We start from the raw sequence: 24,131 nt of genomic DNA on the forward strand, positions 1-24,131 counted from the left end.
CAAGTATTTTGTGCCTTTCCCTGCCCCTAAACAGCGCTTATGCGCAAGAATTTACCTACAACTTCGCAGCCAAGAGAAGAAAACTCCGTATTTAACTCAGCGCGTCATCGGCATCAAGTTGCTTAAACAAATCTTTGAACAGCGAGCCGGGGCGGGGCTTTGTGGATTCGCTGAACGCCAGCGGCCGGCACAGCGCCATCGCCGTCACCCCAATGCGATAGGTGTATAACCCGGCGGAAAAACCTTGGGCTACCCGCCCAGACAGGCGCGCTAGCAAGGCGTGCGACAAGGTCTCACTGGCCAATTCCGTCCCCAATTCAATAGCCCCCAGCGCGGCAATCTGGCGATAGACTTGCACGAGTAAACGCGCAGCAAGAAATGGGCTGGATGGCAGACCATAGGCACCCGCAATACGGGCCACTAAGTTGAGATTACCGGCGATGACCACAAACACATCCAAGGCCAAAAATGGGCTGGCGGCCACGGCAATGGCGCTGCGCCGAGTCGCCATAACGAGCGCCCGGTGCGCCTGCTGGTCGCATTCCAATTGCAGTTGCCGATCCAGGTCCTGCAGTCGCTCAACATCATTCGCATAGGCACCCAACCTACCGGATTGGCCGTCGAAGATCGGCGCCAATCGCGGCGCCAGATTTGACGTTGCGCGGGCGTACTCCTCATAGCCCGCGCCACCGGCTGCCAATACGTCTGCCTGCAGTCGCAACTTCTCCATTTCGTCGATACGCCGGCTATTGCGTCTGGCGCGCCAGAGCGCGCGCATCAGCCAAGCGCCCGGCACCGCCACTATCAATCCCGCAAGCACTCCCAGCGACCAGTGCAACGTCCAAGCGCCGGCAACCATCATCGCCGCCTGCAGGCCGACAAAAGCCAACACGAAAATTCCGGCAGCCTTGGCAATACCCGTATAGGCTAATACCCCTTTGGTCGGGTCTGCTTCCTCCCACGATGGCTCGGGATCGGCGGATTCCTCCACCAACTGCAGGCCCTTCTTTTCCTCTTCTGAAAGCGGCACCAACCAAGGGTCGCGCGCCGCCAACTTGGTATCTGTTTGAGTGGGTTTCACGCGTGTAATTCCTTAAGTAAATGCTGACACAGCTGCGCCATATGGATATTGGGCCAGGGTGAATGCAAAGGTGCTCCGAGTGCAGGCAGCTGAAGCTGCGGCGCTTGCCAGTCCGCGAGCGCCGCCCAATCCCGATCGTTGGGCCAGCCCCTAGGCAATGTAGGGTGCTGCAGCCACATGGGTTCGCCTTGCTGGTCAACCAGCAAGGCGGGCTCACCATTGCGCTGTCCCACTCGGGTACACGCAATGGCGGCTAGCTCCATGTGATCCACATGGGTGGATTCAAAGCGTGCGGCCTGTACTGACTCAGCCACCAGTGCGCGCATTAGATCCGCCATATGCGGTCGCTGTGATGGCAAGACACTATCAAGCTTTGTGGCTACAAATGTCAGTTGTTCAATTTTTGGCGCGACCAATTTATCCAACCAGCCATTTTGACCGTAATTGAACAATTGCAGTACTCGCGCAAGGGATCGGCGCAGCTCTTCCAAACTTTGACGGCCTTGACTCAAACTGCCTAGCAAATCAACCAGCACCAACTGATGGTCCACTTGCAAAAATACCTGCTCGAGAAATGGCCGAACAAATCCCGATACATAGTGATCATATCGACGCGTCATTTCCGCCCACCAAGAATCGGAACTGGCGTCTACTGGCGATTTACCATAAGCCGCAAGCAACGGAATAAATGCAGGAATCTCGGAGGGATCAGCCCCGTCAAGGACGAACCTGCCCGGGTTAACGATATGCAACCCCGCCGTCTTGCAACGTTTCAAAAAATCGCGATAACGGGCAAATAGGCCATCAAACTCGAGCGGATCAAAAGGGCTAGCCGGGTCTAAGTCCAACAACTGCTGATAGAGCTCTGGCGCCAAACTGTTGCGAGGCTCGTTATTAAAATTGACGAAGCTGTCGGCTACCCACTGGCCATAGCGCATTTTCGCGAGGGGTAGATCCATTAACCACTCGCCAGGGTAGTCCCATATTTCCAGTTCGTGACTGACGTAGCCACGCCCCCTCACATCCTGGAGCCGGTGGCGCGGCGCCAAGCGAACCTCCACCAAACAGCGGGACAGGCCCTGCGTAGATGCAGGCCAAACACCCTGCTGTAGACGGCCCATTTGATCCGCGAATGGATAGCTCGTGTGGCCCGCGACACTGTCTAATCGTGCCGACAACCAGCGATCCTGTACATCGGGCCAAAGGCCATTGGCCTGTTGTATTTCTAAATGCAGTAATTGATTGATAAATGACGACAAAAGAGTCGATTTACCCGCGCCACTAAATCCCGTCAGTGCAATACAACTGCGGTGACCTAGCGCTCGACGCAGACCCCGATCAGAGCGCTCGGCGAGCTGCCTTAAGGTTTCACGCGATCGTCGCGCTCCCGCATTCAAACGGCTTTTCCACTGGTTGAGGGCCATAATCCCTTCGCCAACTCCTAAACTATGGTGAATGGCACAGCCTACCTCAACAACGAAATCGCTCCAATCACTATGGGGTGAATACTCAGTAGATCGCGCTAGATAGACTCGCCGCGCCCAAATGGGAAAATTAAATTCCGTTTTGGTGTAGAAGGCGGCTGCCAGCTTGCCAACCAACTTTCAAATTCGGCTTTTGGCCTGGGAGGCAAAAAGAAATAGCCCTGTAAAAGGTAACAGTTTATGCCTTGCAAATAGTCCGCCTGCTCGCTGCTCTCTACGCCCTCCGCCACTACGTCTAGCTGTAAGCTAGCGGCAAGGTTCATGATACCTTCGGTAAGCCGTTGATCTTGCGGGCTGGTTAAAATGCCGCTAATAAATGATTTGTCCAGCTTTACGACATCAAACGGGAGGGTGCGTAGATAATTTAACGAAGAGTAACCCACACCAAAGTCATCCAATGAGATTTTTATTCCCAAATCTTTAATTTCACCCACCACTTGAATTGCCAATTCAGAGTCCGAAATTAACACCGCCTCGGTCAACTCAACGCCCAAATAATTTGGCGGCAAGCCAGTGATGTCCAGCGCACGCCGCAAGGCGTCCACAACCTTTCGGTCGCGAAAATGCAAACCCGAAAGATTCACTGAGACCACTAAATCAAGCCCTTCATCAAGCCACTCTTTCGCTTGTCGACACGCGCCCTCAATGACGTAATAGTCAATTAACGGCACCAGGCCTGACTCCTCTGCGTGTGGTATGAACAAATCAGGGGCTAACAATCCATGTTTTGGATGACGCCAGCGCACCAGCACTTCGCAGCCGTAGACCTCGTGACTTCGCACATTGACCTGCGGCTGATAGTACAACTGAATCTCCCCCTGTTTAATGGCAGAGCGCAGATCATTTTGTACCATGAGCCGGTGTTTTGACGTGGCCTCCATATCAGTGTGGAATATCTTATACTGATTTTTGCCAGATTCTTTAGCCGCATACATAGCAATGTCGGCCGCGCGCTTTAAGGCCGTTAAGTTGTCTCCGTGCATTGGAAAGACTGCACAACCTATGCTCATTTTTACATCTAGTCGCTTGCCGTTAACAATCATCGATTCACTTAACGACGTTAACAGTTTCTCGCTTACGCGGTGGGCTGAATCTGGTTCATTAAAGCTTTCCGCTATGATTAAGAACTCGTCGCCGCCTAGCCTGCACACCAAATCTTCATCTCGAAGGCATGACAACAGGCGCGACGCTGTGGTTTTAAGCACCTCATCGCCGAGTTCATGTCCAAGCGTGTCATTAATATTTTTAAAATTATCTAAATCTAATAGAAATAGCCCGAAAGGTTCCTGAGTTCGCTTTGAGTGTGACACTACACTATGAAATCTTTCGGACAGTAGTGCACGATTTGGAAGCCCCGTTAATACATCATGGAAAGCGCGGTGTCTAAATTCATCGGCCAACTTTTCCAGCTCTGCGGTTCTTTGCTGAACTGTTTTTTCCAACATCAAATCACGCTGCTCAATCTGCTCCAACATTCTGTTGAAATCGTCGGCCAGCATTCCTATTTCATCGGAACCAAGATCAGGTGCACGCAGGGAGTAATCACCATCTTCAGTGACTTTTTTTGACAAGCCAATAAGCTCAGCGATTGGGGATGTAATGATTGCCTGAAGTTTAAAGCTCAACAAATAAATCAATGCCGCTATAAAGATAAATATAAAGAGCGACGTCGTAATTGTGAATGATATTTGTTGGTCCAGAGAAGAGTCGTCGGCATAGGCTTTTAGTATGCCTATCTGCTCACCGTCCACGCTGATGGGGTAGATAAAAAGTTCATATCTATTTGATAAATTTCCAGACTCGCTGACGTTATCATGCAAACTCTCTCTAACATCGAAGTCCTTACCTGGCGTATCAATTTCAACGAAAAAGATATCCCGATCCGCCACCATTCCTCGCAACAGTTCACGCGCTGCGGTCTCGTCTTGAAACATGACACTGGCTGCGATATTGGTAGCGAGGATGCCCAACTCTGTACTGATCTGGTGATTTCTTTTTTTCTCAAGCAATGAAACTGTATGAATCACAAAAACTAATGTGAGAAATAGCATACCTAGCAGTGCACCAGCCATAATCATGGCGAGCAATTTGTGTTTGATTTTATTGAATAAGCGTTCTTTCATCTATTCTTGAACCTCTCTTGCAAGGCCCAAAAGTTTTGCACTTATTTCTATGTTTTTGCTTTTAGCATTTGTTCGGTTGATAACAAATGCCAGCTTATTGTTGACAACAACTAGTTTAACCGCAGCCTCGGGATGCTGAATATCTTCATCAACCACAAGTAGCGTACCTTGATTTACCTGCTGTCCTTTCGCTAGATTATTTGAAATAAATACTATATCGCACTTCGATGTATCTAAATCTGGTGTTTGTTCTAAAAATTCGACTTCGATATTTCCAGCTGACTTCTGCGCCACTTTATCGAGAGCGTCGCTAATATCCTGGGAAGAACCAAGTGCGCAAACCCTACGCGTGGACGATTCCGTTGGCCAATATACAAACTTGGTAAAGTAGTAGATATAGGCGGCTTTAAGCGATGACTTCCGGTCTTGGGCAACAGCGTCATGGGGCAGAATAGTTGTCATCAATAGCGCCAAAAACGCTATTGAACTCGCATTAAAAAGAATCGCCCTTGTGGTAATCTTATTTAGTATCAATCTATTTGCCATTGCAATTTTAGTAGTACTGATGGCTTCACAACGTATGATCCCACACTGAAGATTTCCCGCGTGTACTCAACGGTTTCGTCGATAAATAAGTTTCGTGCTGACAGAGAAATTGAAGCTTTAGGTGTTAGACGATAATTAACGTTAACATCCATTGCCGTGTAGGCATCGGCACGCTTGCTGTCTGGCTCACTGGCAAATCGCAAACCGACATCAACCTCAAATGCGCTGGATGCATTCCAGAAAACGCGCATATTGTGTTGATGCTTCGGCACGGCAACCACGTCCTCAAGCAATGTTTCAAGCACGCTTGGACCCTGATGCACTTCCGTTTGAAAATAAGAGCCACCGTATTGGACCAGCCATTGCTCATTAATCTGGTATCGGGCAGAGATTTCTATCCCCTCCGATGTTTGACTGGCAGATGTATTTAATTGCACCGGCAGCGCTAAATACGGCAAATTGTTTTCAAACCGGAGTTCAGGAATGGCTAAACTACCGCCAGCCAAAATGTTGTCGTAATTGTGCTGAAATGCTGTCAGGTCGATGGACAATGCCTGCGAGGGAATATATCGGTAACCTATTTCGTAAGCGGTAAGCTCTACATCCTCAACGCCCGCGCCAGTAGACTCAAGAATAATCAGTGCAGGCAGCGGATTAGTAATATCGGGGGCTATCGTGTCAATTGAGAGATAACTCTCATTATTCAGTACCCGGCTGGGCGTGCTAACAGCGCGACTGCTGCCCGCCCACACACTGTGATGGTCTGCAACCCGCCAAAGACTGCGGACACTGGGTTGCCAGGCGTCACTGGAGTCGGAATTATCGTCATAACGCACACCGGCATTGATGTTCCAACTTGGCAGCAGCTGCCAGGTATCCTGCGCGTAAAAACTCCTGATTGTAGTGCGCTGAAATTCCGGAATCAGCGTCGCATCCATTCCGGTTGTTGGGGTCTGGAAATCACTTTCGCTAATGCGCAGCGCCACGCCAAATGTGGTCTGATGGTTGCTGGCCAGCTCGCCCGCCCATTGGATTTCTGCGTCGCCATTTTTTGTATTCCATTGATAGGCGTCGCCGTCTCTATCCATTGAATCCACACTAAGCCGGGCCGACCACAGGCCTGTATTGGTCGGTCTTTGCCATTTACCCACAGCAAAGTATCCGGTTTTTTGGTCGTCGCCATAGGTAGCTGCTTCCGCCAGCCCGTGCACCTGCTGTTTCGACCAGGCAACATTACTCTGTATGTTGGAGTAACCCACATTAAGTTGCCATTCACTGCTGCCCTGTTGGTGTTGCCAACCGATATCCAATCGCCCGTTCTGCCAAGGGTTGTCGGTAAAGGGACTGGTACCTTGATCCATGGCCTCATAGCGTTCAAGGTGCCCGCTCATCGTAAGATGGCCGTACTCACCGGCCAATTTGGTACCCACGTAAGCGGATCCGGTTGTCTCGCCTGAACCAGCGCTCAACCTTGCGCTCGTGCCAGATACCGCATCGGGTGTGCGCGTAATGATATTGACCATGCCATTGACCGCATTCGCACCCCAGATAGTGCCGCCGGGGCCTCGAATGACTTCGATACGCTCAATATTTTCCAAACTGAGATTAATCTCATCCCAATTGACCCCACTAAACAGCGAGGTATATATGGATCGTCCGTCGATGAGCACTAACAGATAGCGTGAAAAACGACCCCCCAATCCTCGGGCGGACACCGCCCATTCAGAGCTAGAGATTTTGCCCACCTGAATGCCTGGCACCATGCGCAGTGCATCGGGGACATTGGTCACCGCAGAGCGTCGAATATCTTCGCGCGTCACTACAAATATGGCGGCGGGGATGTCTCTCAATGATTCATCACGCTTGGATACACTGGAAACGGTGGCTTCCATTTGCATCAGCTCTTCTAGCGGTAGATCAATAAGGTCGTCGGCACTTAGCTGGGCCATGACGGAACTCGCATCAAACAGAAGCAATGACGCGGTCGTAAGGGAAATGAGGCGGTACATAAAGCTCTCCGGTATCAGCTACTTTAGTTATAGCTGCTACCGGCGGTATTCGCGTGGTAAAACTGTGCCTTTTTTGGCAATTCCGTTATAAGAAACTTCCGTCAGTCAAACTGAAAGCTATTTCGGATGGAGCTGTAAGTCAGCGTCAGCTTATTGGGCTCCAGTGGTGGCTTGAAGAATGCGTGATAGTCCCCTTTGGGGTTGACCAATCCCACAATTGCACTGTGATCTACTGTGTAATCCTCACCCTGCATCACCTTCGTGAAAGCCACATTGAGTTGATTGGCGAAACGCTTTATGGATAAGAAATCACCGGTAACCCCTAAAAAATCCGGGTGAAAATACGGAACATATTGGGCGAGCACGTCCACCGAATCCCGCGCTGGATCTACTGTAACAAGCACCACTTGAGTATTTTTTTGGAGATCAGTGGGCAGTTTGGTGTACCACTGCGAAAGCGTTGCCATGGTGGTAGGGCAAATATCGGGACAATGGGTAAACCCGAAGAATACCAGCGTCCACTGCCCCACCAATCGATCGCGATCGAAGGGCACATTTTGGTGATCGACCAGTGTGAAGTCTTTAAAGCGCCTAGGTTGCTCAAATTGAACCGCCCCATTTACTTGCAGTTCAATGGCGCTTAAGTGCCGCGGTGTTAAAATTTTGTTCAAAAATAAAAGCATGACCACCAGAATAAAAACCACGATTGCGATTATCGTCAATTTTATTCCGCGTTGTTGCTGATTAGAGAGTTCTTGATTCATCGGCTACACCACTAACGCTGGCGTCACTAAGTAGTGATCGAGCAACATGATTACAAAAAGCGCCATTAAATAAACAATGGAATATTTAAAGGTGTCCATGCCTGCGGTTTCGCGCTCCGTCAATAACATAACCAAAGCCCAATACAAAAAGCCCGCGCCCAAAACAGCGGCACCTAGCAGGTATAGCCAGCCCATCATGCCCGTTAAGTAGGGCAATAACGTCACCAAACACAGGACGATGGTATACAACAAAATATGCACTTTGGTGTATCGCTCGCCGTGAGTCACCGGCAACATTGGGATATCAGCGTTGGCGTATTCATCCTTTCGATGCACTGCAAGGGCCCAAAAGTGGGGCGGCGTCCACGCAAAGATAATCAGCACTAGCAGCAGCCCGTGCGGGTCAATTGAGCCGGTAACGGCAGTCCATCCAAGCAGAGGCGGTGCGGCGCCAGCTAAACCACCAATGACGATATTCTGCGGTGTCGCGCGTTTTAAAAATAGCGTGTACACCACGGCGTAACCCAACAGAGAAGCCAAGGTAAGCCAAGCGGTGATTTGATTAATAAAAAACAAGAGTATCGCGAGGCCAAGTAATCCCGTAATCGCAGCGAAGATCAATGCTTTTTGCGGCTCGACGCGGCCTTGGGCAACTGGGCGATTAAAGGTGCGCGCCATCTTTTGATCAATGTGGCGATCTACAAGATGATTCACGGTAGCGGCAGAGCCTGCGCAAAGTGCGATACCAATATTACCTAGAATTAAAATATCCAAGGGCACCATGCCGGGCACTGCCAACAGCATTCCGATGACAGACGTCAAAATCATGAGCATAACCACTCGAGGCTTGCACAACTCGTAATAGTCGCGCCAGCTCAGCGTCTCTTTTGCCTCTACTGTGGTCTGCATAATTCTTACCTCTGCTTGCTTACAAATGCGTTATTGTTTTTTATTGTTTGGGTAGCTGGCGCTTGTGCTTCAATGTTCACGGGTAAATTTCAACATTCGTTTTAAATCTTTGAGTAAATCATTGCCGCTATGAACTGAAGTTTGATAAGACATCATCACGAAACCGGATCTATCCATCATGAAGTAATCGCCATCTTTAGAATTTGTATTAGACAATAGCGTCTGCCACTGATCTGGAAGCGCGCTAACTAAAACAGCGCCAGGGTATTCCGTCGCAACCCTTGTAATGAACTTTTCATCATCTATGTTAGTGAGTATCCAACGCTCCACCCTTGGATATTTTTCATTTAAACGCTTGTGAACTTGTCGTGTAACGTATAAGGCTTGTTCGCACGCAATTTCACAAACATTAAAAGCCGGTATCACTAGCCGCCATTTTGGTTCTATCTGATCAATAGCAGCAGACTGATTTTCTATCGTCAGTGTTAATCCTTCTATATTTACAGGAGGTGCTAAAAGATCGCCTTTATTGATTGTACCTGTGGGCATACCTAGGCCAGTATGATAAACCCCATAGGCAATCACCATTGGCAACACTATGGTGGACACTATAAGAATTTTTGCCCAACGGTTAACGCCATTGACGGGGCCGGCGGCTACTTTTACTGATTCATTCATTGTCTGATTTCACTGCGTTTTTAGGCGTTTTCTTTCGAAAGACAGCCGCGATATTTGAGTTTGCGAAGAGTAACAATATCAATAGGGCAATGGCCATGCAAAGCCACTGCACAGCGTAGCCATAATGTTTAGCGGGCGAGACATTTACGTCGGCCCAGCTCACAGTCAAGGCGCCATAGGACTCGACATCCAGCTCGATCCATTGAATGATTTCAACACCCAAATGGTCCGAAAGACTGGATAGATCAAGCTGATTAAAGCGCATGGGAAAGTCTGAATCTAACGGACTGTTCGATAGCAATGGATGCTCACTTCTAAATACCACTCGGCCACTGAATTGGCCGTTGGCTTTTAGCGGTGTAATAGTCGGTCGCTCTGATCGTCGAAGCGAGCCGGCTTGCCAACCACGGCTTATCAATATCCATCCTGCATCATGCTTAGCGATCTGCGCCACTTGGTAACCGAACCGCCCTTGAAAGGTTCTGTTGTCAACCAATAGCACCCGCTCATTATCTGCACTGCCAGTAAAAACCACGCGCGTATAAGCTGGCAAGGTTGCTAGCTGTTCGGGCGTCATCTTGTCGATGGATTGAACTGGTGCACTTAGGCGCGTCTGTATTTCGGAGAGCTGAATCGACTTCTCTATACCGCGCTGCCACTGCCAGTGTGCAAGCGAGAGAAGTATCGGAAGAAACACCAAACCAAAGATTATCACCCACCAATTGGGTTGCCAATGAAATGCATCATGTGATTTAGGCGCTGAGAATTCAGACGGAATTGGCATTGTTACCTCGATTGCCAGCGTCAACACAACAGCGTAAGGTGGAATCCGATTTTACTAGGCTCAATGGATTCAAACTATGTGGTTAAAGGCACTGATTGTTTTGCTATTTATAGCTGTGCTCGTAAGCTTGAGCAGCGCTCTGATGTTTCTTCTTAAAGACATGGGCGCGAGTGAGTCGCGGCGTACATTATATGCACTGGGTATTCGAATCTCGCTGGCGGCGTTATTAATTGGGTGTTTGGTCTATGGATTCTATAGCGGTGCCTTAACCAGCACCGCACCTTGGGAAATACGGGGGCAATAGCCCCCCTCAATTAACCGAAGACATAGACAAAGATAAACAAGCCAACCCAGACCACGTCTACGAAATGCCAATACCAGCTGGCAGCTTCAAAACCAAATTGGTCATCTGACTTAAAGTGGCCTTTCAACATCGACCGTAGCCACATTACCAACAACATGATGGTGCCCATTGTGACGTGTGCACCATGGAAACCTGTCAACATAAAGAACGTTGTGCCGTATGCACCGCTCTCTAACGTCAGGCCCATGTCGTTATAGGCGACGATGTATTCTTCAGCCTGTAAACCCAAAAAGATAAAGCCCAGCAACACAGTGATGCCCAACCACAAATTGAAGCCCTTGCGGTTATCTTTCTTAATGGCGGTATGTGCAAAGTGAACGGTCACAGAAGACGTCATCAACACAATCGTGTTCCAAAGTGGCAGCCAGCTCCAGACATTTTCGACAGTGCTGCCGCTCATATTTTGGGCCGGGCCTAGCACCTTAGCGGCTTCACCATTGGCGGCCATATCCGGTGTTGTCATCAACGGCCAATGGGCTTCAAAACCTGGCCACAACACTTCTGGCGTCATACTGCTGTGATCACCCTCACCGGCCAACCAAGGCAGTGAGAAGTTTCTAATATAATAGAGCGCTCCGAAAAATGCAGCGAAAAACATGACTTCACTGAAAATAAACCAACCCATGCCCCATACATAGGAACGCTTGAGCTGGGGAGAATTTAAGCCATTCATATTTTCGTCAATCACGGTGCTGAACCAGTTCCACAACACCACTGCCATGACAAAACCGCCGGCCATAAACATCATTGGACCGTTGTCACTGCCGTTGATCCAATTGGCTGCACCAAAAACCGTGAGAAACAAACCGAAACTGGCAAAGATCGGTAATTTGCTCTGCTCCGGAACGTAATAAGTTCCTTCTGTTGCCATGTTGCTACCCCGCATTGTTATGGAGTTGTTAGGGTGTTTGCGCCCGGTTATTGCCTGCTACCTTCGCCTCTGTGGCATCGGTAATATCAAACAATGTGTACGACAAAGTGATGGTGTTCACCTGTTTGGGCACATCCAAATCTACAATAAACTGTAAACCGAGCTCTGCTGTTTCACCGGCTTTTAAGGGCTGGTTATTAAAACAAAAGCACTCAGTTTTATGAAAAAATTGCGCCGCTTTAAATGGCACTAAACTCGGCACCGCTTGCGCTACCATATCTCGATTGGTTGGGTTAACCGCACGATAAATCACATCAACTGGCTGGCCGGGATGAACCTTGATGCTTTTCACACCCGGCTCAAAAACCCAAGGCATAGCTTCATTGTTGGTAGCCACAAACTGAACGGTAATTTCTCGACTCGTATCAACGGTGATTTCTCGCGCCTGATACTGCGCTCCCGTCTTACCGTTTAGTCCCGTAATTTCACAGAAAACGTCATACAGTGGCGGCATAACAAAAATCGCAAAGGCAAACATCGCCACACCCAGCGCCACCAATTTGGCGCTGAGTAAGACGTTAGCTTTTTCCGTTTCGCCGGCCATCAGTTACTTCACTTCTGGCGGTGTACTAAAGGTGTGGTACGGCGCAGGTGACGGAACTGTCCACTCTAAGCCGTGCGAACCTTCCCACACACGATCAGTTGCTTTTTTGCCCGATACGATGGTTGCAATGACGTTATATAAGAACAAGAGTTGAGCGGCGCCAAAGAGGAAGGCACCCACTGATGAAATCATATTCCAATCGGCAAACATCATATTGTAATCGGGGATGCGACGAGGCATGCCAGCCAGTCCAGCGAAATGCATTGGGAAGAAGGTGAGGTTCAAACCGATGAACGCCATCCAGAAATGCATCTTACCCATGGTTTCGTCGTACATATTGCCGCACCACTTGGGTAGCCAGTAGTAGACACCCGCAGTGATAGAAAAGATGGCGCCTGGCACTAATACATAGTGGAAATGAGCCACCACGAAGTAGGTGTCATGATATTGGAAATCTGCTGGCGCAATCGCCAACATCAACCCTGAAAAGCCACCAATGGTAAACAAAATCACGAACGCTACGCTGAATAACATGGGAGTCTCAAAGGTCATTGAACCTTTGAACATGGTAGTGACCCAGTTAAACACTTTCACGCCCGTTGGGACTGCAATGAGCATGGTGGCGTACATGAAGAACAACTCACCCGCAATTGGCATCCCCACTGTAAACATGTGGTGGGCCCACACGATGAAGCTCAGGAATGCAATTGATGCCGTGGCGTAAACCATAGACGCATAGCCAAACAGTGGCTTGCGGGCAAAGGTGGGAATAATCGCGCTCACCACACCAAAGGCGGGCAAGATCATGATGTACACTTCAGGGTGCCCAAAGAACCAAAATACGTGTTGGAACAATACCGGGTCACCACCGCCAGCGGCGGAGAAGAAGCTGGTGCCAAAGTGGATATCCATCAGCATCATGGTTACCACACCGGCCAACACGGGCATTACAGCAATTAGCAAGTACGCTGTAATTAACCACGTCCACACAAATAGCGGCATCTTCATTAAGGTCATGCCCGGGGCCCGCATGTTCAATATGGTTGCGATAATATTGATCGCCCCCATGATCGAACTCGCACCCATAATGTGCACAGCAAATATGAAGAAGGTTACCGAAGGCGGTGCGTATGTCGTGGATAGCGGTGCGTAGAAGGTCCAACCAAAATTGGGTGCTCCGCCCTCCATGAATAACGTGGATGCCAACATGGCAAACGCAAACGGCAGAATCCAGAAGGACCAGTTATTCATGCGCGGCAGTGCCATATCAGGCGCACCGATCATCATGGGTACCATCCAGTTTGCCAAGCCCACAAAGGCCGGCATCACCGCACCAAATACCATTACCAAGCCGTGCATAGTGGTCATTTGGTTAAAAAACTCAGGCTCTACAATTTGTAGACCGGGTTCAAATAGCTCGGCGCGAATCACCAGTGCGAATACACCGCCAAGTAAAAACATTAGGAAACTGAACCACAAATACATACTGCCGATGTCTTTGTGGTTGGTGGTATAGAGCCACCGGGTAATTCCTTTAGCAGGACCGTGTGCCATGTCGTAGCTCCCCCTATAAACCTTGCTTAAAATTCACGATGTCAATTGGCTGCAACTCGGAACCGGTGTTGTTGCCAAACGCATTGCGTTGGAAGGTGATAACCGCCGCGGATTCAACCGGCGTTAACTGCTCACCAAAGGGAGGCATACCTTGTCCACCATTAAGCACGCGATCGATGTGCGCGCGCATGTCGCCGTTGGCGATTGGGCTGCCAGCGATCGCTGGGAAAGTCGGTGGAATTCCTTTGCCATCTGCCTGATGACAGGCGGCACAGTGTTTCTGGTAAACCGCTTCCCCTTGCGCATATAACTCGTCAAAGGTCAGGGTTTGCTTGGCCGCTTCTGCGATAGCAGCCGCCGCTTCACGCTTTTTATTCATCCAAGCATCAAATTCCGCTTGCGGTACCGCGCGCACCACGATGGGCATAAAACCGTGGTCTTTTCCGCACAATTCCGCACATTGGCCGCGATAGATGCCAGGCTCTTCAACATAAGTCCAAGACTCGTTGATAAAGCCGGGAATCGCGTCTTTTTTAACGGCCAAATCCGGTACCCACCACGCGTGAATGACGTCGTTGGCGGTAATCAAAAAGCGAACCTTTTGTTTGGTGGGGATCACCAACTCCTGGTCAACTTCCAGCAGGTAGTTCGGGCCTTTGGGCGCGCGATTGTAGATCTCATCCTGGGGAGTGGACAGCGAGGAGAAGAAACTCACATCCTGATTGAGGTATTCGTATTTCCACTTCCATTGATAACCCGTCACCACCACATCGAGATCGGGCTCGCTGGTGTCGTACACTTTAATGAGGGTTTTGGTGGCGGGTATGACCATGATCACCAAAATGATGATAGGCACTACCGTCCATAAAATTTCGAGTGTCGTACTCTCGTGGAAGTTGGCGGCTTTGGCCCCGTTGGCTTTGCGGTGTGCGATCATGGTGTAAATCATTACACCAAATACAACTACACCGATGGCCACACACCACCAGAAGATATCCATATGCAAACCGTAGATCTCGCGGCTTACATCGGTAACCCCCTGGGTCATGTTGACCCCCCAACGCTTAACGTCGTCTGCCAGTGCAAATTGACTGGTAAACGATAAGCCAAGCAACCAAGCAAAACAGCTTTTTGCTTGTTTCAGCATGCCCATTGTCTCCGTGTAGCTAGTTATGCTTTTTATGACTACTTCAACGGATGAACCCGGCGGAAAGCGAAGCGCTCTCCATTGCCCCGGCCGGTCACAACGGTAAACTATAAATCATTACGCTCGGCTAACACCGAGATCCTACGTATCATCTGCGCGGTGAACCTTTCGGCGCACAACGCTACAACAAAGCCGTCACACTGATACCAGCTAGTGCGATCTGCGCTCTATAGTTAGCGGATACCAGGTGATTATTTCGTCAACCGAGGGGTACATCCAACAAACTGCGGCAAATCGTCGCATTTATAGCGCCTGTAAGAAGGCCATAAGATAGCAAAAAAATCAACAAATTTATTATGTTACGGGTGGTTTTTAATCTGCTACTCGCTCTTGGAGACCACCCTTTTTGAGTTTGCACAAAGACCCCGGCAGTCGAACCCTCTGGGCGCTCGCCTGCCCCTTGATTCTTACCAATATCACCCAACCGCTGCTGGGCATGGTAGACACAGCACTGCTGGGTCACCTACCGCACCCGTCATATTTGGGCGCTGCGGCACTGGGAACCAGCTTGTTGGCCATCTTATTTTGGGGGTTTGGCTTTCTGCGCATGGGTACCACTGGCTTTGTCGCGCGCGCACTTGGCCGCGGCGACCGGGGCGGCGCCAATGGCATCGCGCTTCAACATGCGCTACTGGCATTGGTATTGGCCGCACTGATTTTGGCGGCCGGCCCTTGGCTATTGCCTGTGGCGATCCAGTGGATGGACGCCAGCGAAACAGTCACAGCGCTCGCGCTCGATTACACCCGTATACGCCTTTGGGCCGCACCCGCAACGCTGCTCACCTACGTGTTGCTGGGATGGTTCATAGCCGTTCAGCGAATGCGCGCGCCCCTGTACATCATGCTCGCAACTCAAATTACCAATATTTGTTTGGATTTGGTGTTCATTGTCTGGCTCGACTGGCGCAGTGATGGCGCGGCGCTGGCCAGCTTAATGGCCGAATATACCGGCTTGCTGCTAGCCCTGCGGCTCTACATTCAACACGCGGGCTGGCCCTCAATTGCGCAATTGCGCGCGCGGTCTACGCCTTGGCGGTCACTGCTATCCAGCCATCAGCACTTAATGCTGCGCACCTGGGGGCTATTGGCGGTTATTTTGTTTTTCACCAGCCGAGGCGCCCAGTTGGGGGATACTACGCTTGCGGCGAACGCGATACTGCTGCAATTGGTGCATTTGGCGTCCTATTGCCTAGATGGACTTGCCCACGCCACAGAGAGTCTCGTAGGCCAGGCCTCAGGAGCAAAAAGCCTACGAACGCGACGACGATTATTGATGCTCGCCATGGGTTGGTCCGGAGCAGTCGCACTGCTGTTGTCCGGTATTTTTGCGCTTGGCGAGGGGTCGTTAGTGGCGCTGATGAGCGATATCCCCAACGTCATCGCCGCTACTCACCACTATTATTTCTGGGCGCTGCTGGTGCCACCGGTATCCGTTGCAGCCTATGTATGGGACGGCTATTGCATCGGCACAGGCCAAACTCGCGCAATGCGAGACACGCTATTGGCCTCCGCATTCGGGGTCTTCTTCCCCCTCTGGTGGCTAACCCAAGACTGGGGCAATCACGGCCTATGGTTGGCGTTTTGCCTATTCAATTTGGCGCGGGGATTGAGCCTAACGCTCTATATGACACGCTCTGGAAGGCATGAAGATTTAAAAAATTAGACAAACTTAGTCTTACCCTAGCCTCAGGCTCTGCTATGTTTAGCTTGTGTTGCCAACCTACCTGAATGCGGGCCCAAGAAACAATCTTTGGCCAAACACTGCCCAAACTGGGGAATTGTGGTTAGTATTCCGTTGTTTTGGGTACGGACGACCCAATCCAATGTAGAACACAACATTCGCAGGGCGTGCTAAGGCAAGGGCCCAAATATGCGCAACGTCAGTATGTATGTACATATACCTAAGAGGTACGGTGTAGGGTGTTATTCCAACGCACGCATGTAGAGAGGGAACCAGAGGCCGACCTAACCCCTACGGGTGAGGAGCTGCGCCATATTCGTACTCTCATCAGTCAAGCCATCGAAGCCGAGCACCAGTCCGGGCTATTTTTAAAAGTACTCAAGAAAAATTTTGACAAGCTCCACGGTGCCATAGCACTGCTCGGTCGCGATGGTCGCTTAATGGCCACGCCCGACAACTTAATGGACTTTGTCATCGCCTACATTCGCCACGTGCCCGACTTTATGGAAGCCGTAGGGAAAATCGGCGAATTACACAACATACAGGCAGTAACTACACCGTTTTTACGCATTATCGGCGACTTTTTCCTGAGCCCACCACAGTTGGTGGAAGGTCATACCGGCTTGGATGCCATGCTCGATGAGGCCTATCTTGCGCACCGCATCATTGAAGAGGTAAACGACCACATCATGGCGCGCTTTGGCATTCCACTTGCGCCCATGGATATGACCACCGCCAACCTAGTGGTGCACAGCCTTATTGGTGAGCCCTTTGCCAATGACCTCGATCACGCCGTGCAATACTCGGTTGAGATGCTATTGATGCGCGGCACGGCCATCGACAACTACCTGTGTTCCGATGCATTCAAAAGCTATGTCGGCAACCATCAAAGCTCTGGCTGGGGCGAAGAATTACGGCGCTACCCCTGCCTTGCCAGCAACCTGAGTGTTGAGCTGCATTTCGCGCAAGGTCGCACGAGTAAAAACCTGCACTAGTCCTCTTCCAGGGGCGGAAATTGCAATACTTGTGTATCCGCTTGTTTGATTTCTTCCGGCTGGTTTACCCGCGTACCGAGTTCGCGCACCTGCGGCTTGAAACGCATTTCATCTTTGAATCCACAGGCCACGCACTCACGGAAATCTAAGTCACCGTCGCGGTACATCATGATTCTGTCCAAGGCACTGCAACTGGGGCATATCGCTCCCGCTATAAAACGCTTTTTGGTGGTTGCCATTTACTTAGCTCCTGATGCCACTGTGTCGCAAGAGCGGCTCAATGGATGGCGCTCGGCCTCTAAATTCAGTAAACAAATCCAAGGCAGCGCGCGCGCCCCCCTGCGTCAAAATTGCATCTAAAAATCGCTGGCCAGTTTCGCGGTTGAAAACGCCCTCTTCTTCAAAACGGGAAAAAGCATCTGCCGAAAGCACTTCAGCCCACTTATAACTGTAATAACCTGCGGCGTAACCGCCGGCAAAAATATGGCTGAAACTGTGTTGAAAGCGATTAAACGCTGGCGCCTGTACCACCGCAACGCGCTGACGCACCGCGTCTAGTAACGCTTGCACCTGATCCGACTGGGTAACATCGCGCTGCATATGTAACTCAAAATCAAAGAGCGCGAATTCCAGTTGCCGCACCATAAACATGCCTGTTTGAAAATGTCGGGCAGCCAACATTCGCTGCAGCAATTCCGCCGGCAACGGCTCACCCGACTGGTAGTGGCTGGAAATCATGGGAATAACTTCTGGCTCCCAGCACCAATTCTCCAGAAACTGGCTGGGTAACTCTACTGCATCCCAAGGCACGCCATTGATGCCGGAAACGGCGGCCACATCGACTTCCGTTAACATGTGATGCAGGCCATGGCCGAATTCATGAAACAGCGTCGTGACTTCATCAAAGGTTAAGAGCGACGGCGCATCGTCGAGCGGCGGCGTAAAATTGCACGTTAGATAGGCGATGGGCTTTTGCAATCCATGCTCGGTGAACCTGCGAACGCGGCAATCATCCATCCATGCGCCACCGCGTTTGTTTTCGCGGGCGTAGAGATCCAAATAGAAAAACGCGCACAATTCACCGGATTTTTTTATGGCGTACACTTGCACATCGGGGTGCCAAACAGCGATATCGTGCACTGGCTCTACTTCAATACCGAACAGGCGATGAACCACCGCAAACATACCGTCAATGACTTTTTGAGCGGGAAAGTACGGCCGCAACTCATTTTGAGACACGCTAAAATCACGCTGCTTAAGCTTTTCAGACGCAAAGGTGACATCCCAGGGCTGCAGTGATTGAAGGCCTAAGGATTCATCTGCAAATTTTACTAAAGCTGCATACTCTTGCATGGCCACAGGTTTGGCTTCCGCGGCCAGCTCAATGAGGAAATCCAACACCGCCTGTGGCGAGTCCGCCATTTTTTTTGCCAGCGACAATGCAGAAAAGTGGTCGTAACCCAACAGCGAAGCCAGTGCTTGTCGCTTTTGCAAAATTTCCACAATGAGCGGCCCATTGTCTCGCTCTGGAGGGCCAAATTCAGATGCGCGGGTGACAAACGCGCGATACATTTGCTCGCGCAGAGCGCGGTTTTCTGCGTAGGTCATGACGGCGAGATACGCAGGGAAATCCAGCGTAATGACCCAACCCTGCAAGTTCTTACGCTTTGCCGCCTGCGCCGCTTGTGCCACGGCGTGATCTGGCAAGCCCGCCAGCTCCTGCACATCCGTGATGTGCAAATGCCAACCCTGTGTGGCGTCCAATACGTGATTTGAAAAGGCGTTCGACAACTCGCTAAGGCGCTGCTTAATGGCTTTAAATTCGTTGCGTTCCCGCTCCGGTAAGCCGATGCCAGCAAGGGTGAAATCGCGCAAAGCGTGCTCAACTGCCTGCTTTTGAGCTTGGCTTAACTTCGCAAAATCGGCGCGTAATTTCAGTGATTGGTAAAGATTAAATAGCGCTGGATGCTGGCCCAACTCAGTATGGTACTGCGTCAATTGTTGCAGACAATCTTCGTAAACTTTGCGTAAGGAATCGCTGTTTTGTACGCTGTTGAGATGACTCACGGGCGACCAAGCACGCGCCAATCGATCATCCAACGCCTCTAGCTGACGGAGAATTTGATCGCTCGTCAGCCGCTCGGCCCCCGCAATGATTGCCTCAATCGCCGCTCGATTCTCGGCGAGGATTTCAGTGATGGCTGCCTGAGCCTGTGCGGGGGTGAATTCACCAAAGGGTGGAAAATAGGGATCCGCCAATAACGGATTTTGCTCGATTTGCGGCATGAAATTTCCGACTCGTGGTTAAGTAAGCATAAAATGGCATTTTACCCGAAAAAGGCAGTGCTCGATGAACCCTATTCGATCCTTTAATGGCATTCACCCACAACTGGGTGAGCGCGTATTCATAGACCCTTCGGCCGTCGTCACAGGTGACGTGGTCATAGGTGAAGATAGCTCCGTATGGCCCATGGCCGTGATACGAGGCGATATGCACCGGATTCGCATTGGTGCGCGCACCAGCGTTCAGGATGCGTCGGTGCTGCACATCACCCACGCGGGGCCCTTCAACGAGGACGGCTGGCCCCTCACCATAGGCGACGATGTGACCATTGGACACGGCGCCATGTTGCACGGTTGCACCCTAGGCAACCGGATTCTCGTGGGCATCGGTGCCACTATTCTCGACGGCGCGGTGGTGGAAGACGAAGTGGTTATTGGTGCCGGCACCTTAGTGCCGCCAGGCAAACGGCTTGAGTCTGGCTTCATGTATATGGGAGCCCCCGCTCGACAGGCGAGACCGCTGAGCGACAAAGAGCGGGCGTTTTTTAAATACACAGCGGCAAACTACGCGAAATTAAAAGACCAACACCGCGAACAACTGGCCAACGCTGAATAAGCTCAAGCGCCGGTGCGCAGGTGCTCGCGCATGTGGGTCAACACTGGCTCAATATCGGGCACCACACCCCGCCACCACCGAAACGACTCGGCGGCTTGAGCAACCAACATCCCTAACCCATCCTCGGCATGCGCTGCGCCCTCTGCGCGTGCCCACACCTGAAACGCCGTGGGTTTGGCACTGTAGATCATGTCATAGCAAAGGCAATTGGACCCAAGCTGCCCCCTGGGTAGCGGTGGCAACTCACCCTGAAGTCCGGCCGAGGTGCCATTAATGATGATGTCAAATTCCTGTAGCGACAACGCCGAAAACTCGCACACACTGAGCGGCCCTACGGGGTTAAAAATGGGCACTAACGCCTGAGCCCGTGCCAAGGTGCGATTGGCTACCACCAACTGGGCGGGTTGTGCAGCCAACAGTGGTTGCAACACCCCACGCACAGCGCCGCCGGCACCCAACACTAAAATGCGTGCGCCAGCTAGACGCCAACCCAAGCGCTTAGATAGGTCATAAACTAAGCCAAAACCGTCGGTATTGTCGCCTAAGATGTCGCCATTTTCGCTCAACTTCAGGGTATTCACGGCGCCCGCAAATTCGGCGCGCGGCGTTAATGCATGGGCAAATTTGAAGGCATCCAGCTTGAAGGGGGCGGTCACGTTCATGCCGAGCCCACCTGCCGCAAAGAAACGCCTCGCCTCTTCTGCAAAATGCCCTTCAGCCGGACAGGCCCGTCCATAGTCCAACTGCTGATGGGTTTGATCGGCAAATAAGCGGTGTATCAACGGCGATTTAGATTGTGCAATGGGATTGCCAACCACCTGATAGCGATCGCGCGACAGACCTGCTGTACCCCTGCCTTGGGCCGTCACGCCAACCAATCCCGCGGTTTGAGGTAGTATTCCGTCAATTCAGCCTCGGCACTTTGGGCTTCCGGTTGATAGTTGTATTCCCAGCGCACCAGCGGTGGCAGGGACATCAAAATAGACTCAGTGCGGCCACCGGTTTGCAGCCCGAATAGCGTGCCGCGGTCGAAGACCAAGTTGAATTCCACGTAACGGCCGCGTCGGTACAGCTGGAATTGCCGCTGACGATCGCCAAACACGCGCGATTCCCGCCGCTCCACTATGGGCCCATAGGCGTCTAGGTAGCTGTCGCCCACGGCGCGCATGAAGGCAAAACTCTGCTCAAAACCTAACTCGTTAAAGTCGTCAAAAAACAAACCACCAATACCGCGCGGCTCCTGTCGATGTTTGAGATAAAAGTAGTCATCACACCACTGTTTAAAGCGCGGATAGAGGTCTTCACCAAAGGGCTGACACGCCGCTTGCGCAGTTCGGTGCCAGTGTTGGCAGTCCTCTTCGTTGCCGTAATAGGGCGTTAAATCATAGCCGCCCCCAAACCACCAAACAGGTGCTTCACCCGGGGCTTCAGCAATGAAGAATCGAACATTGGCATGACTCGTCGGCACGTAGGGATTGTGCGGGTGCACCACCAGCGACACCCCCATGGCCTCAAAGGATCGGCCCGCCAATTCCGGTCGAGCTGCCGTGGCGGAGGGTGGCAGCCCATCGCCAAACACGTGGGAAAAATTCACACCGGCTTTTTCAAAAACGCGCCCTTCGGTGAGCACCCTTGAGCGCCCACCGCCGCCTTCCGCACGCTCCCAGCTGTCTTCAATGAATGCATTGCCATCCAAGGCGCTGAGCCCCTGGCAAATGCGGTCTTGAAGATCTAACAGATAGGCTTTAACAACGTCTTTATCAATACTGGCCATGGAAGTCCTTTAGCAAATCGCCTGATCAGGCGCGAATTTCTGCGCCCGTTTCTAGGTCGCGAATTAGGGAGGGGCGCCCGCGCGCGCCGACGGCGCCCGGCGCCAAGGCGTCTATGCCCATCGAGAAGTAAGCAGTTACTTCGGCGGCATCCATGGCGGCCGGTAGCCCCTGCGGATTAGCTGACGTCGACACCAATGCAGATGCCGTCAATTCACACAGTGCTTGTACCACTGGATGGTCGCTAACTCGGACCGCCAGCTTGGGGTGTTGGCCGGTAATCCACGGTGGCACGGATCCGTTGTGGGGAATCAACCAGGTATTGGGACCTGGCCAACTGGCGGCCAATTGCCGCTGCGCGGCTTCAGTTACCGGCGCCAACCAGGGCATCACCTGATCTTGGCGAGCCGCCACTAATATCAACCCCTTTTCAACCGGTCGCTGCTTCAGTGCCAAGATGCGCAGCACAGCGGCTTCGTTTTCCGGAAGACAGCCTAAACCCCAAACTCCCTCTGTCGGGTACGCGATGACCCCACCGTCTTTGAGCGCGGCAACGGCGTGGTGGATGTCGGGGTGGTCGAGCCAGGGGTTCATCATAGTGCAGACCTGTGAACGGGTTTTCGGACGCTGCGCATTGTCACACTTGCGACCGCGCCGTTCAATTCTGCCGCTTCACGGTAACCGCTCGTAGCCACACTCCGTTGATATCACGCTGCCTTGCAGCTCCAATTCATTGAGCAGGCGATGCAACTGTGCCACGTCAAACTCACCCGTCTCCATCAGGGCTTCAAAGGGCATTCGCTCTGTGCCTAATAAATGCAGAACCCGGGCGCTATCATCGGATACTGGCAGTAAGTCGGCGCTCACTTCATCACAGTTAGACGGCGATAACGCCAGATGGCCCAAGCCCGCCCCTAAGTGCTCAACAATGTGAGAGGGGTTTGAAACTAACTGCGCGCCCTCGCGTATCAGCCAATTGCAGCCTTCACTGACGGCGCTGTAGATTGAACCGGGAATTGCGAAAACCTCACGATTTTGCTCAAGCGCTAGACGGGCAGTGATCAATGAACCACTTTTAAGGGCCGCTTCTACCACCAAGGTACCTAAACTCAAGCCACTGATAATACGGTTGCGACGAGGAAAGTGCCCGGGCTCTGGCTTCACACCCAGGGCAAACTCTGAAACCAGCGCGCCGCCCTCCGCCACTATCCGTTCAGCCAAGGCGCGATGAGATGCCGGATAGATGCCATCGAGTCCTGAACCCAACACCGCTACGGTTTTGCCACCAACTGTCAACGCTGCCTCATGCACTACTCCATCAATGCCCAAGGCCAAGCCGCTGGTAATCACAAAGCCGCCTTCGGCCAAAACTGAGGCAAAGCACTGGGCGGTTTTGCGGCCTGCAGCCGTGGGTTTACGCGAACCGACTATGGCTATTTGAGGCAGTGCAAGCGCCTCCGGTTCACCGGCGACATGGAGCAACAAAGGCCCCTGAACCTCCCGAAGTAGCTCGGGATAATCCTCGTCAAATTGCGTGATTAGGTGGTGATGTGGCTGATCCAGCCAATCGGTTAAGCGCGCTAAACGGGTCGCCAGCCAATTGCCGGGAATGTCCGCCAACCAGTCGCACAGCAAGCGCGCACCGCTATCACCCAAAAGGCGCGCTTGGTCTTGATAGGAAAGTTGTATGAGCTGTTCGGGGCTCGGTAACGAGGCCTGCAGTGCCTGCCACTTTATGGGACCCAGTCCGGGGATATGGTGCAGAGCGATGAGTAGATCGCGAAGGGAAAGTGCCATGGTGTTCAT

Annotated in this window: 23 protein-coding genes; 4 read left to right on the forward strand and 19 right to left on the reverse strand. The window is 51.6% G+C overall.

Features of this window, described 5'->3' with window-relative positions; all coding sequences use genetic code 11:
- Window positions 1-91: 91 nt before the first annotated feature.
- The 9 genes from FHS30_RS17410 to FHS30_RS14765 form a co-directional block, all read right to left on the reverse strand.
- Window positions 92-1,081, reverse strand: coding sequence for a DUF697 domain-containing protein (locus FHS30_RS17410; protein WP_183911271.1), 990 nt, complete (start codon window positions 1,079-1,081; stop codon window positions 92-94).
- A complete protein-coding gene (locus FHS30_RS14730) occupies window positions 1,078-2,505 on the reverse strand; it encodes a YcjX family protein (RefSeq protein WP_183911272.1) in 1,428 nt (475 codons plus the stop codon). The genes FHS30_RS17410 and FHS30_RS14730 overlap by 4 nt, the downstream gene beginning before the upstream one ends.
- 98 nt (window positions 2,506-2,603) lie before the next feature.
- Complete coding sequence (locus tag FHS30_RS14735) at window positions 2,604-4,688, reverse strand: putative bifunctional diguanylate cyclase/phosphodiesterase (protein ID WP_183911273.1); 2,085 nt, start codon at window positions 4,686-4,688, stop codon at window positions 2,604-2,606.
- Complete coding sequence (locus FHS30_RS14740) at window positions 4,689-5,150, reverse strand: YfiR family protein (RefSeq protein ID WP_183911274.1); 462 nt, start codon at window positions 5,148-5,150, stop codon at window positions 4,689-4,691.
- Between the two features lie 68 nt (window positions 5,151-5,218).
- Window positions 5,219-7,243, reverse strand: coding sequence for a TonB-dependent receptor plug domain-containing protein (locus FHS30_RS14745; RefSeq protein WP_183911275.1), 2,025 nt, complete (start codon window positions 7,241-7,243; stop codon window positions 5,219-5,221).
- 101 nt (window positions 7,244-7,344) lie between these two features.
- Entirely contained in the window at window positions 7,345-8,007 is a 663-nt protein-coding gene (locus FHS30_RS14750) for an SCO family protein (protein ID WP_183911276.1), read from the reverse strand.
- 3 nt (window positions 8,008-8,010) lie between these two features.
- The gene (gene cyoE / locus FHS30_RS14755; RefSeq protein ID WP_183911277.1) at window positions 8,011-8,916 is read right to left on the reverse strand and encodes a heme o synthase; all 906 of its coding nucleotides are present in this window, start codon (window positions 8,914-8,916) and stop codon (window positions 8,011-8,013) included.
- 69 nt (window positions 8,917-8,985) lie between these two features.
- On the reverse strand, window positions 8,986-9,594 hold the full coding sequence (locus FHS30_RS14760) for a hypothetical protein (RefSeq protein WP_183911278.1): 609 nt from the start codon (window positions 9,592-9,594) through the stop codon (window positions 8,986-8,988).
- Complete coding sequence (locus tag FHS30_RS14765; protein ID WP_183911279.1) at window positions 9,587-10,378, reverse strand: SURF1 family protein; 792 nt, start codon at window positions 10,376-10,378, stop codon at window positions 9,587-9,589. The genes FHS30_RS14760 and FHS30_RS14765 overlap by 8 nt, the downstream gene beginning before the upstream one ends.
- A gap of 76 nt (window positions 10,379-10,454) precedes the next feature.
- On the opposite strand from FHS30_RS14765, the gene FHS30_RS14770 reads away from it, so the two are divergent.
- The gene (locus tag FHS30_RS14770; protein WP_183911280.1) at window positions 10,455-10,682 is read left to right on the forward strand and encodes a DUF2909 domain-containing protein; all 228 of its coding nucleotides are present in this window, start codon (window positions 10,455-10,457) and stop codon (window positions 10,680-10,682) included.
- 10 nt (window positions 10,683-10,692) lie between these two features.
- On the opposite strand, the gene FHS30_RS14775 is transcribed toward FHS30_RS14770, so the two are convergent.
- From FHS30_RS14775 to coxB, 4 genes are read right to left on the reverse strand one after another with little or no spacing between them, the layout of a single operon-like run.
- Window positions 10,693-11,613, reverse strand: a complete 921-nt coding sequence (locus FHS30_RS14775) for a cytochrome c oxidase subunit 3 (protein ID WP_183911281.1) — start codon at window positions 11,611-11,613, stop codon at window positions 10,693-10,695.
- A 28-nt stretch (window positions 11,614-11,641) separates the two neighbouring features.
- Window positions 11,642-12,217 carry a cytochrome c oxidase assembly protein gene (locus FHS30_RS14780; RefSeq protein WP_183911282.1) on the reverse strand — a complete coding sequence of 192 codons (576 nt, stop codon included), beginning with the start codon at window positions 12,215-12,217 and terminating at the stop codon, window positions 11,642-11,644.
- Between the two features lie 3 nt (window positions 12,218-12,220).
- Window positions 12,221-13,771 carry a cytochrome c oxidase subunit I gene (ctaD, locus tag FHS30_RS14785; RefSeq protein WP_183911283.1) on the reverse strand — a complete coding sequence of 517 codons (1,551 nt, stop codon included), beginning with the start codon at window positions 13,769-13,771 and terminating at the stop codon, window positions 12,221-12,223.
- 13 nt (window positions 13,772-13,784) lie between these two features.
- Complete coding sequence (gene coxB / locus FHS30_RS14790) at window positions 13,785-14,918, reverse strand: cytochrome c oxidase subunit II (protein ID WP_183911284.1); 1,134 nt, start codon at window positions 14,916-14,918, stop codon at window positions 13,785-13,787.
- Between the two features lie 406 nt (window positions 14,919-15,324).
- Here coxB and FHS30_RS14795 point away from each other — a divergent pair, with 406 nt between their 5' ends.
- Entirely contained in the window at window positions 15,325-16,641 is a 1,317-nt protein-coding gene (locus FHS30_RS14795) for an MATE family efflux transporter (protein ID WP_183911285.1), read from the forward strand.
- Between the two features lie 257 nt (window positions 16,642-16,898).
- Window positions 16,899-17,654 (forward strand): hypothetical protein, encoded by a 756-nt coding sequence (locus tag FHS30_RS14800; RefSeq protein WP_343049191.1) that lies wholly within the window; start codon window positions 16,899-16,901, stop codon window positions 17,652-17,654.
- On the opposite strand, the gene FHS30_RS14805 is transcribed toward FHS30_RS14800, so the two are convergent.
- Window positions 17,651-17,893, reverse strand: coding sequence for a YheV family putative zinc ribbon protein (locus FHS30_RS14805; protein ID WP_183911286.1), 243 nt, complete (start codon window positions 17,891-17,893; stop codon window positions 17,651-17,653). The two genes, FHS30_RS14800 and FHS30_RS14805, sit on opposite strands and share 4 nt — an antisense overlap.
- Before the next feature lie 4 nt (window positions 17,894-17,897).
- Window positions 17,898-19,940: a M3 family metallopeptidase gene (locus FHS30_RS14810; protein WP_183911287.1), complete on the reverse strand. Its 2,043-nt coding sequence runs from the start codon at window positions 19,938-19,940 to the stop codon at window positions 17,898-17,900.
- Between the two features lie 64 nt (window positions 19,941-20,004).
- Between FHS30_RS14810 and FHS30_RS14815 the strand changes: the two genes are divergently transcribed.
- Complete coding sequence (locus FHS30_RS14815; protein ID WP_183911288.1) at window positions 20,005-20,553, forward strand: gamma carbonic anhydrase family protein; 549 nt, start codon at window positions 20,005-20,007, stop codon at window positions 20,551-20,553.
- Between the two features lie 2 nt (window positions 20,554-20,555).
- Here FHS30_RS14815 and aroE read toward each other — a convergent pair whose 3' ends face one another.
- The 4 genes from aroE to dprA form a co-directional block, all read right to left on the reverse strand.
- Window positions 20,556-21,422 (reverse strand): shikimate dehydrogenase, encoded by an 867-nt coding sequence (aroE, locus tag FHS30_RS14820; RefSeq protein ID WP_343049193.1) that lies wholly within the window; start codon window positions 21,420-21,422, stop codon window positions 20,556-20,558.
- On the reverse strand, window positions 21,419-22,327 hold the full coding sequence (hemF, locus tag FHS30_RS14825; RefSeq protein WP_183911289.1) for an oxygen-dependent coproporphyrinogen oxidase: 909 nt from the start codon (window positions 22,325-22,327) through the stop codon (window positions 21,419-21,421). The genes aroE and hemF overlap by 4 nt, the downstream gene beginning before the upstream one ends.
- 25 nt (window positions 22,328-22,352) lie before the next feature.
- Entirely contained in the window at window positions 22,353-22,922 is a 570-nt protein-coding gene (tsaC, locus tag FHS30_RS14830) for an L-threonylcarbamoyladenylate synthase type 1 TsaC (protein ID WP_183911290.1), read from the reverse strand.
- A gap of 75 nt (window positions 22,923-22,997) precedes the next feature.
- Window positions 22,998-24,122 (reverse strand): DNA-processing protein DprA, encoded by a 1,125-nt coding sequence (gene dprA / locus FHS30_RS14835; RefSeq protein WP_183911291.1) that lies wholly within the window; start codon window positions 24,120-24,122, stop codon window positions 22,998-23,000.
- Between the last annotated feature and the right edge of the window lie 9 nt (window positions 24,123-24,131).

Origin of the sequence: Simiduia aestuariiviva (assembly GCF_014192475.1) — a bacterium.
GTDB classification, from domain to species: Bacteria; Pseudomonadota; Gammaproteobacteria; order Pseudomonadales; family Cellvibrionaceae; genus Simiduia; species Simiduia aestuariiviva.

Excerpts from the sequence above, each read along its gene's own strand:
- cyoE (WP_183911277.1), bottom strand. The coding sequence starts at position 8,916 with ATGCAGACCACAGTAGAGGCAAAAGAGACGCTGAGCTGGCGCGACTAT.
- FHS30_RS14780 (WP_183911282.1), bottom strand. The coding sequence starts at position 12,217 with ATGGCCGGCGAAACGGAAAAAGCTAACGTCTTACTCAGCGCCAAATTG.
- FHS30_RS14805 (WP_183911286.1), bottom strand. The coding sequence starts at position 17,893 with ATGGCAACCACCAAAAAGCGTTTTATAGCGGGAGCGATATGCCCCAGT.
- tsaC (WP_183911290.1), bottom strand. The coding sequence starts at position 22,922 with ATGATGAACCCCTGGCTCGACCACCCCGACATCCACCACGCCGTTGCC.
- FHS30_RS14815 (WP_183911288.1), top strand. The coding sequence starts at position 20,005 with ATGAACCCTATTCGATCCTTTAATGGCATTCACCCACAACTGGGTGAG.
- FHS30_RS14765 (WP_183911279.1), bottom strand. The coding sequence starts at position 10,378 with ATGCCAATTCCGTCTGAATTCTCAGCGCCTAAATCACATGATGCATTT.
- ctaD (WP_183911283.1), bottom strand. The coding sequence starts at position 13,771 with ATGGCACACGGTCCTGCTAAAGGAATTACCCGGTGGCTCTATACCACC.
- FHS30_RS14760 (WP_183911278.1), bottom strand. The coding sequence starts at position 9,594 with ATGAATGAATCAGTAAAAGTAGCCGCCGGCCCCGTCAATGGCGTTAAC.
- hemF (WP_183911289.1), bottom strand. The coding sequence starts at position 22,327 with ATGGCCAGTATTGATAAAGACGTTGTTAAAGCCTATCTGTTAGATCTT.
- FHS30_RS14775 (WP_183911281.1), bottom strand. The coding sequence starts at position 11,613 with ATGGCAACAGAAGGAACTTATTACGTTCCGGAGCAGAGCAAATTACCG.
- FHS30_RS14770 (WP_183911280.1), top strand. The coding sequence starts at position 10,455 with ATGTGGTTAAAGGCACTGATTGTTTTGCTATTTATAGCTGTGCTCGTA.
- FHS30_RS14740 (WP_183911274.1), bottom strand. The coding sequence starts at position 5,150 with ATGACAACTATTCTGCCCCATGACGCTGTTGCCCAAGACCGGAAGTCA.
- FHS30_RS14745 (WP_183911275.1), bottom strand. The coding sequence starts at position 7,243 with ATGTACCGCCTCATTTCCCTTACGACCGCGTCATTGCTTCTGTTTGAT.
- FHS30_RS14730 (WP_183911272.1), bottom strand. The coding sequence starts at position 2,505 with ATGGCCCTCAACCAGTGGAAAAGCCGTTTGAATGCGGGAGCGCGACGA.
- FHS30_RS14735 (WP_183911273.1), bottom strand. The coding sequence starts at position 4,688 with ATGAAAGAACGCTTATTCAATAAAATCAAACACAAATTGCTCGCCATG.
- dprA (WP_183911291.1), bottom strand. The coding sequence starts at position 24,122 with ATGGCACTTTCCCTTCGCGATCTACTCATCGCTCTGCACCATATCCCC.
- FHS30_RS14750 (WP_183911276.1), bottom strand. The coding sequence starts at position 8,007 with ATGAATCAAGAACTCTCTAATCAGCAACAACGCGGAATAAAATTGACG.
- coxB (WP_183911284.1), bottom strand. The coding sequence starts at position 14,918 with ATGCTGAAACAAGCAAAAAGCTGTTTTGCTTGGTTGCTTGGCTTATCG.
- FHS30_RS14810 (WP_183911287.1), bottom strand. The coding sequence starts at position 19,940 with ATGCCGCAAATCGAGCAAAATCCGTTATTGGCGGATCCCTATTTTCCA.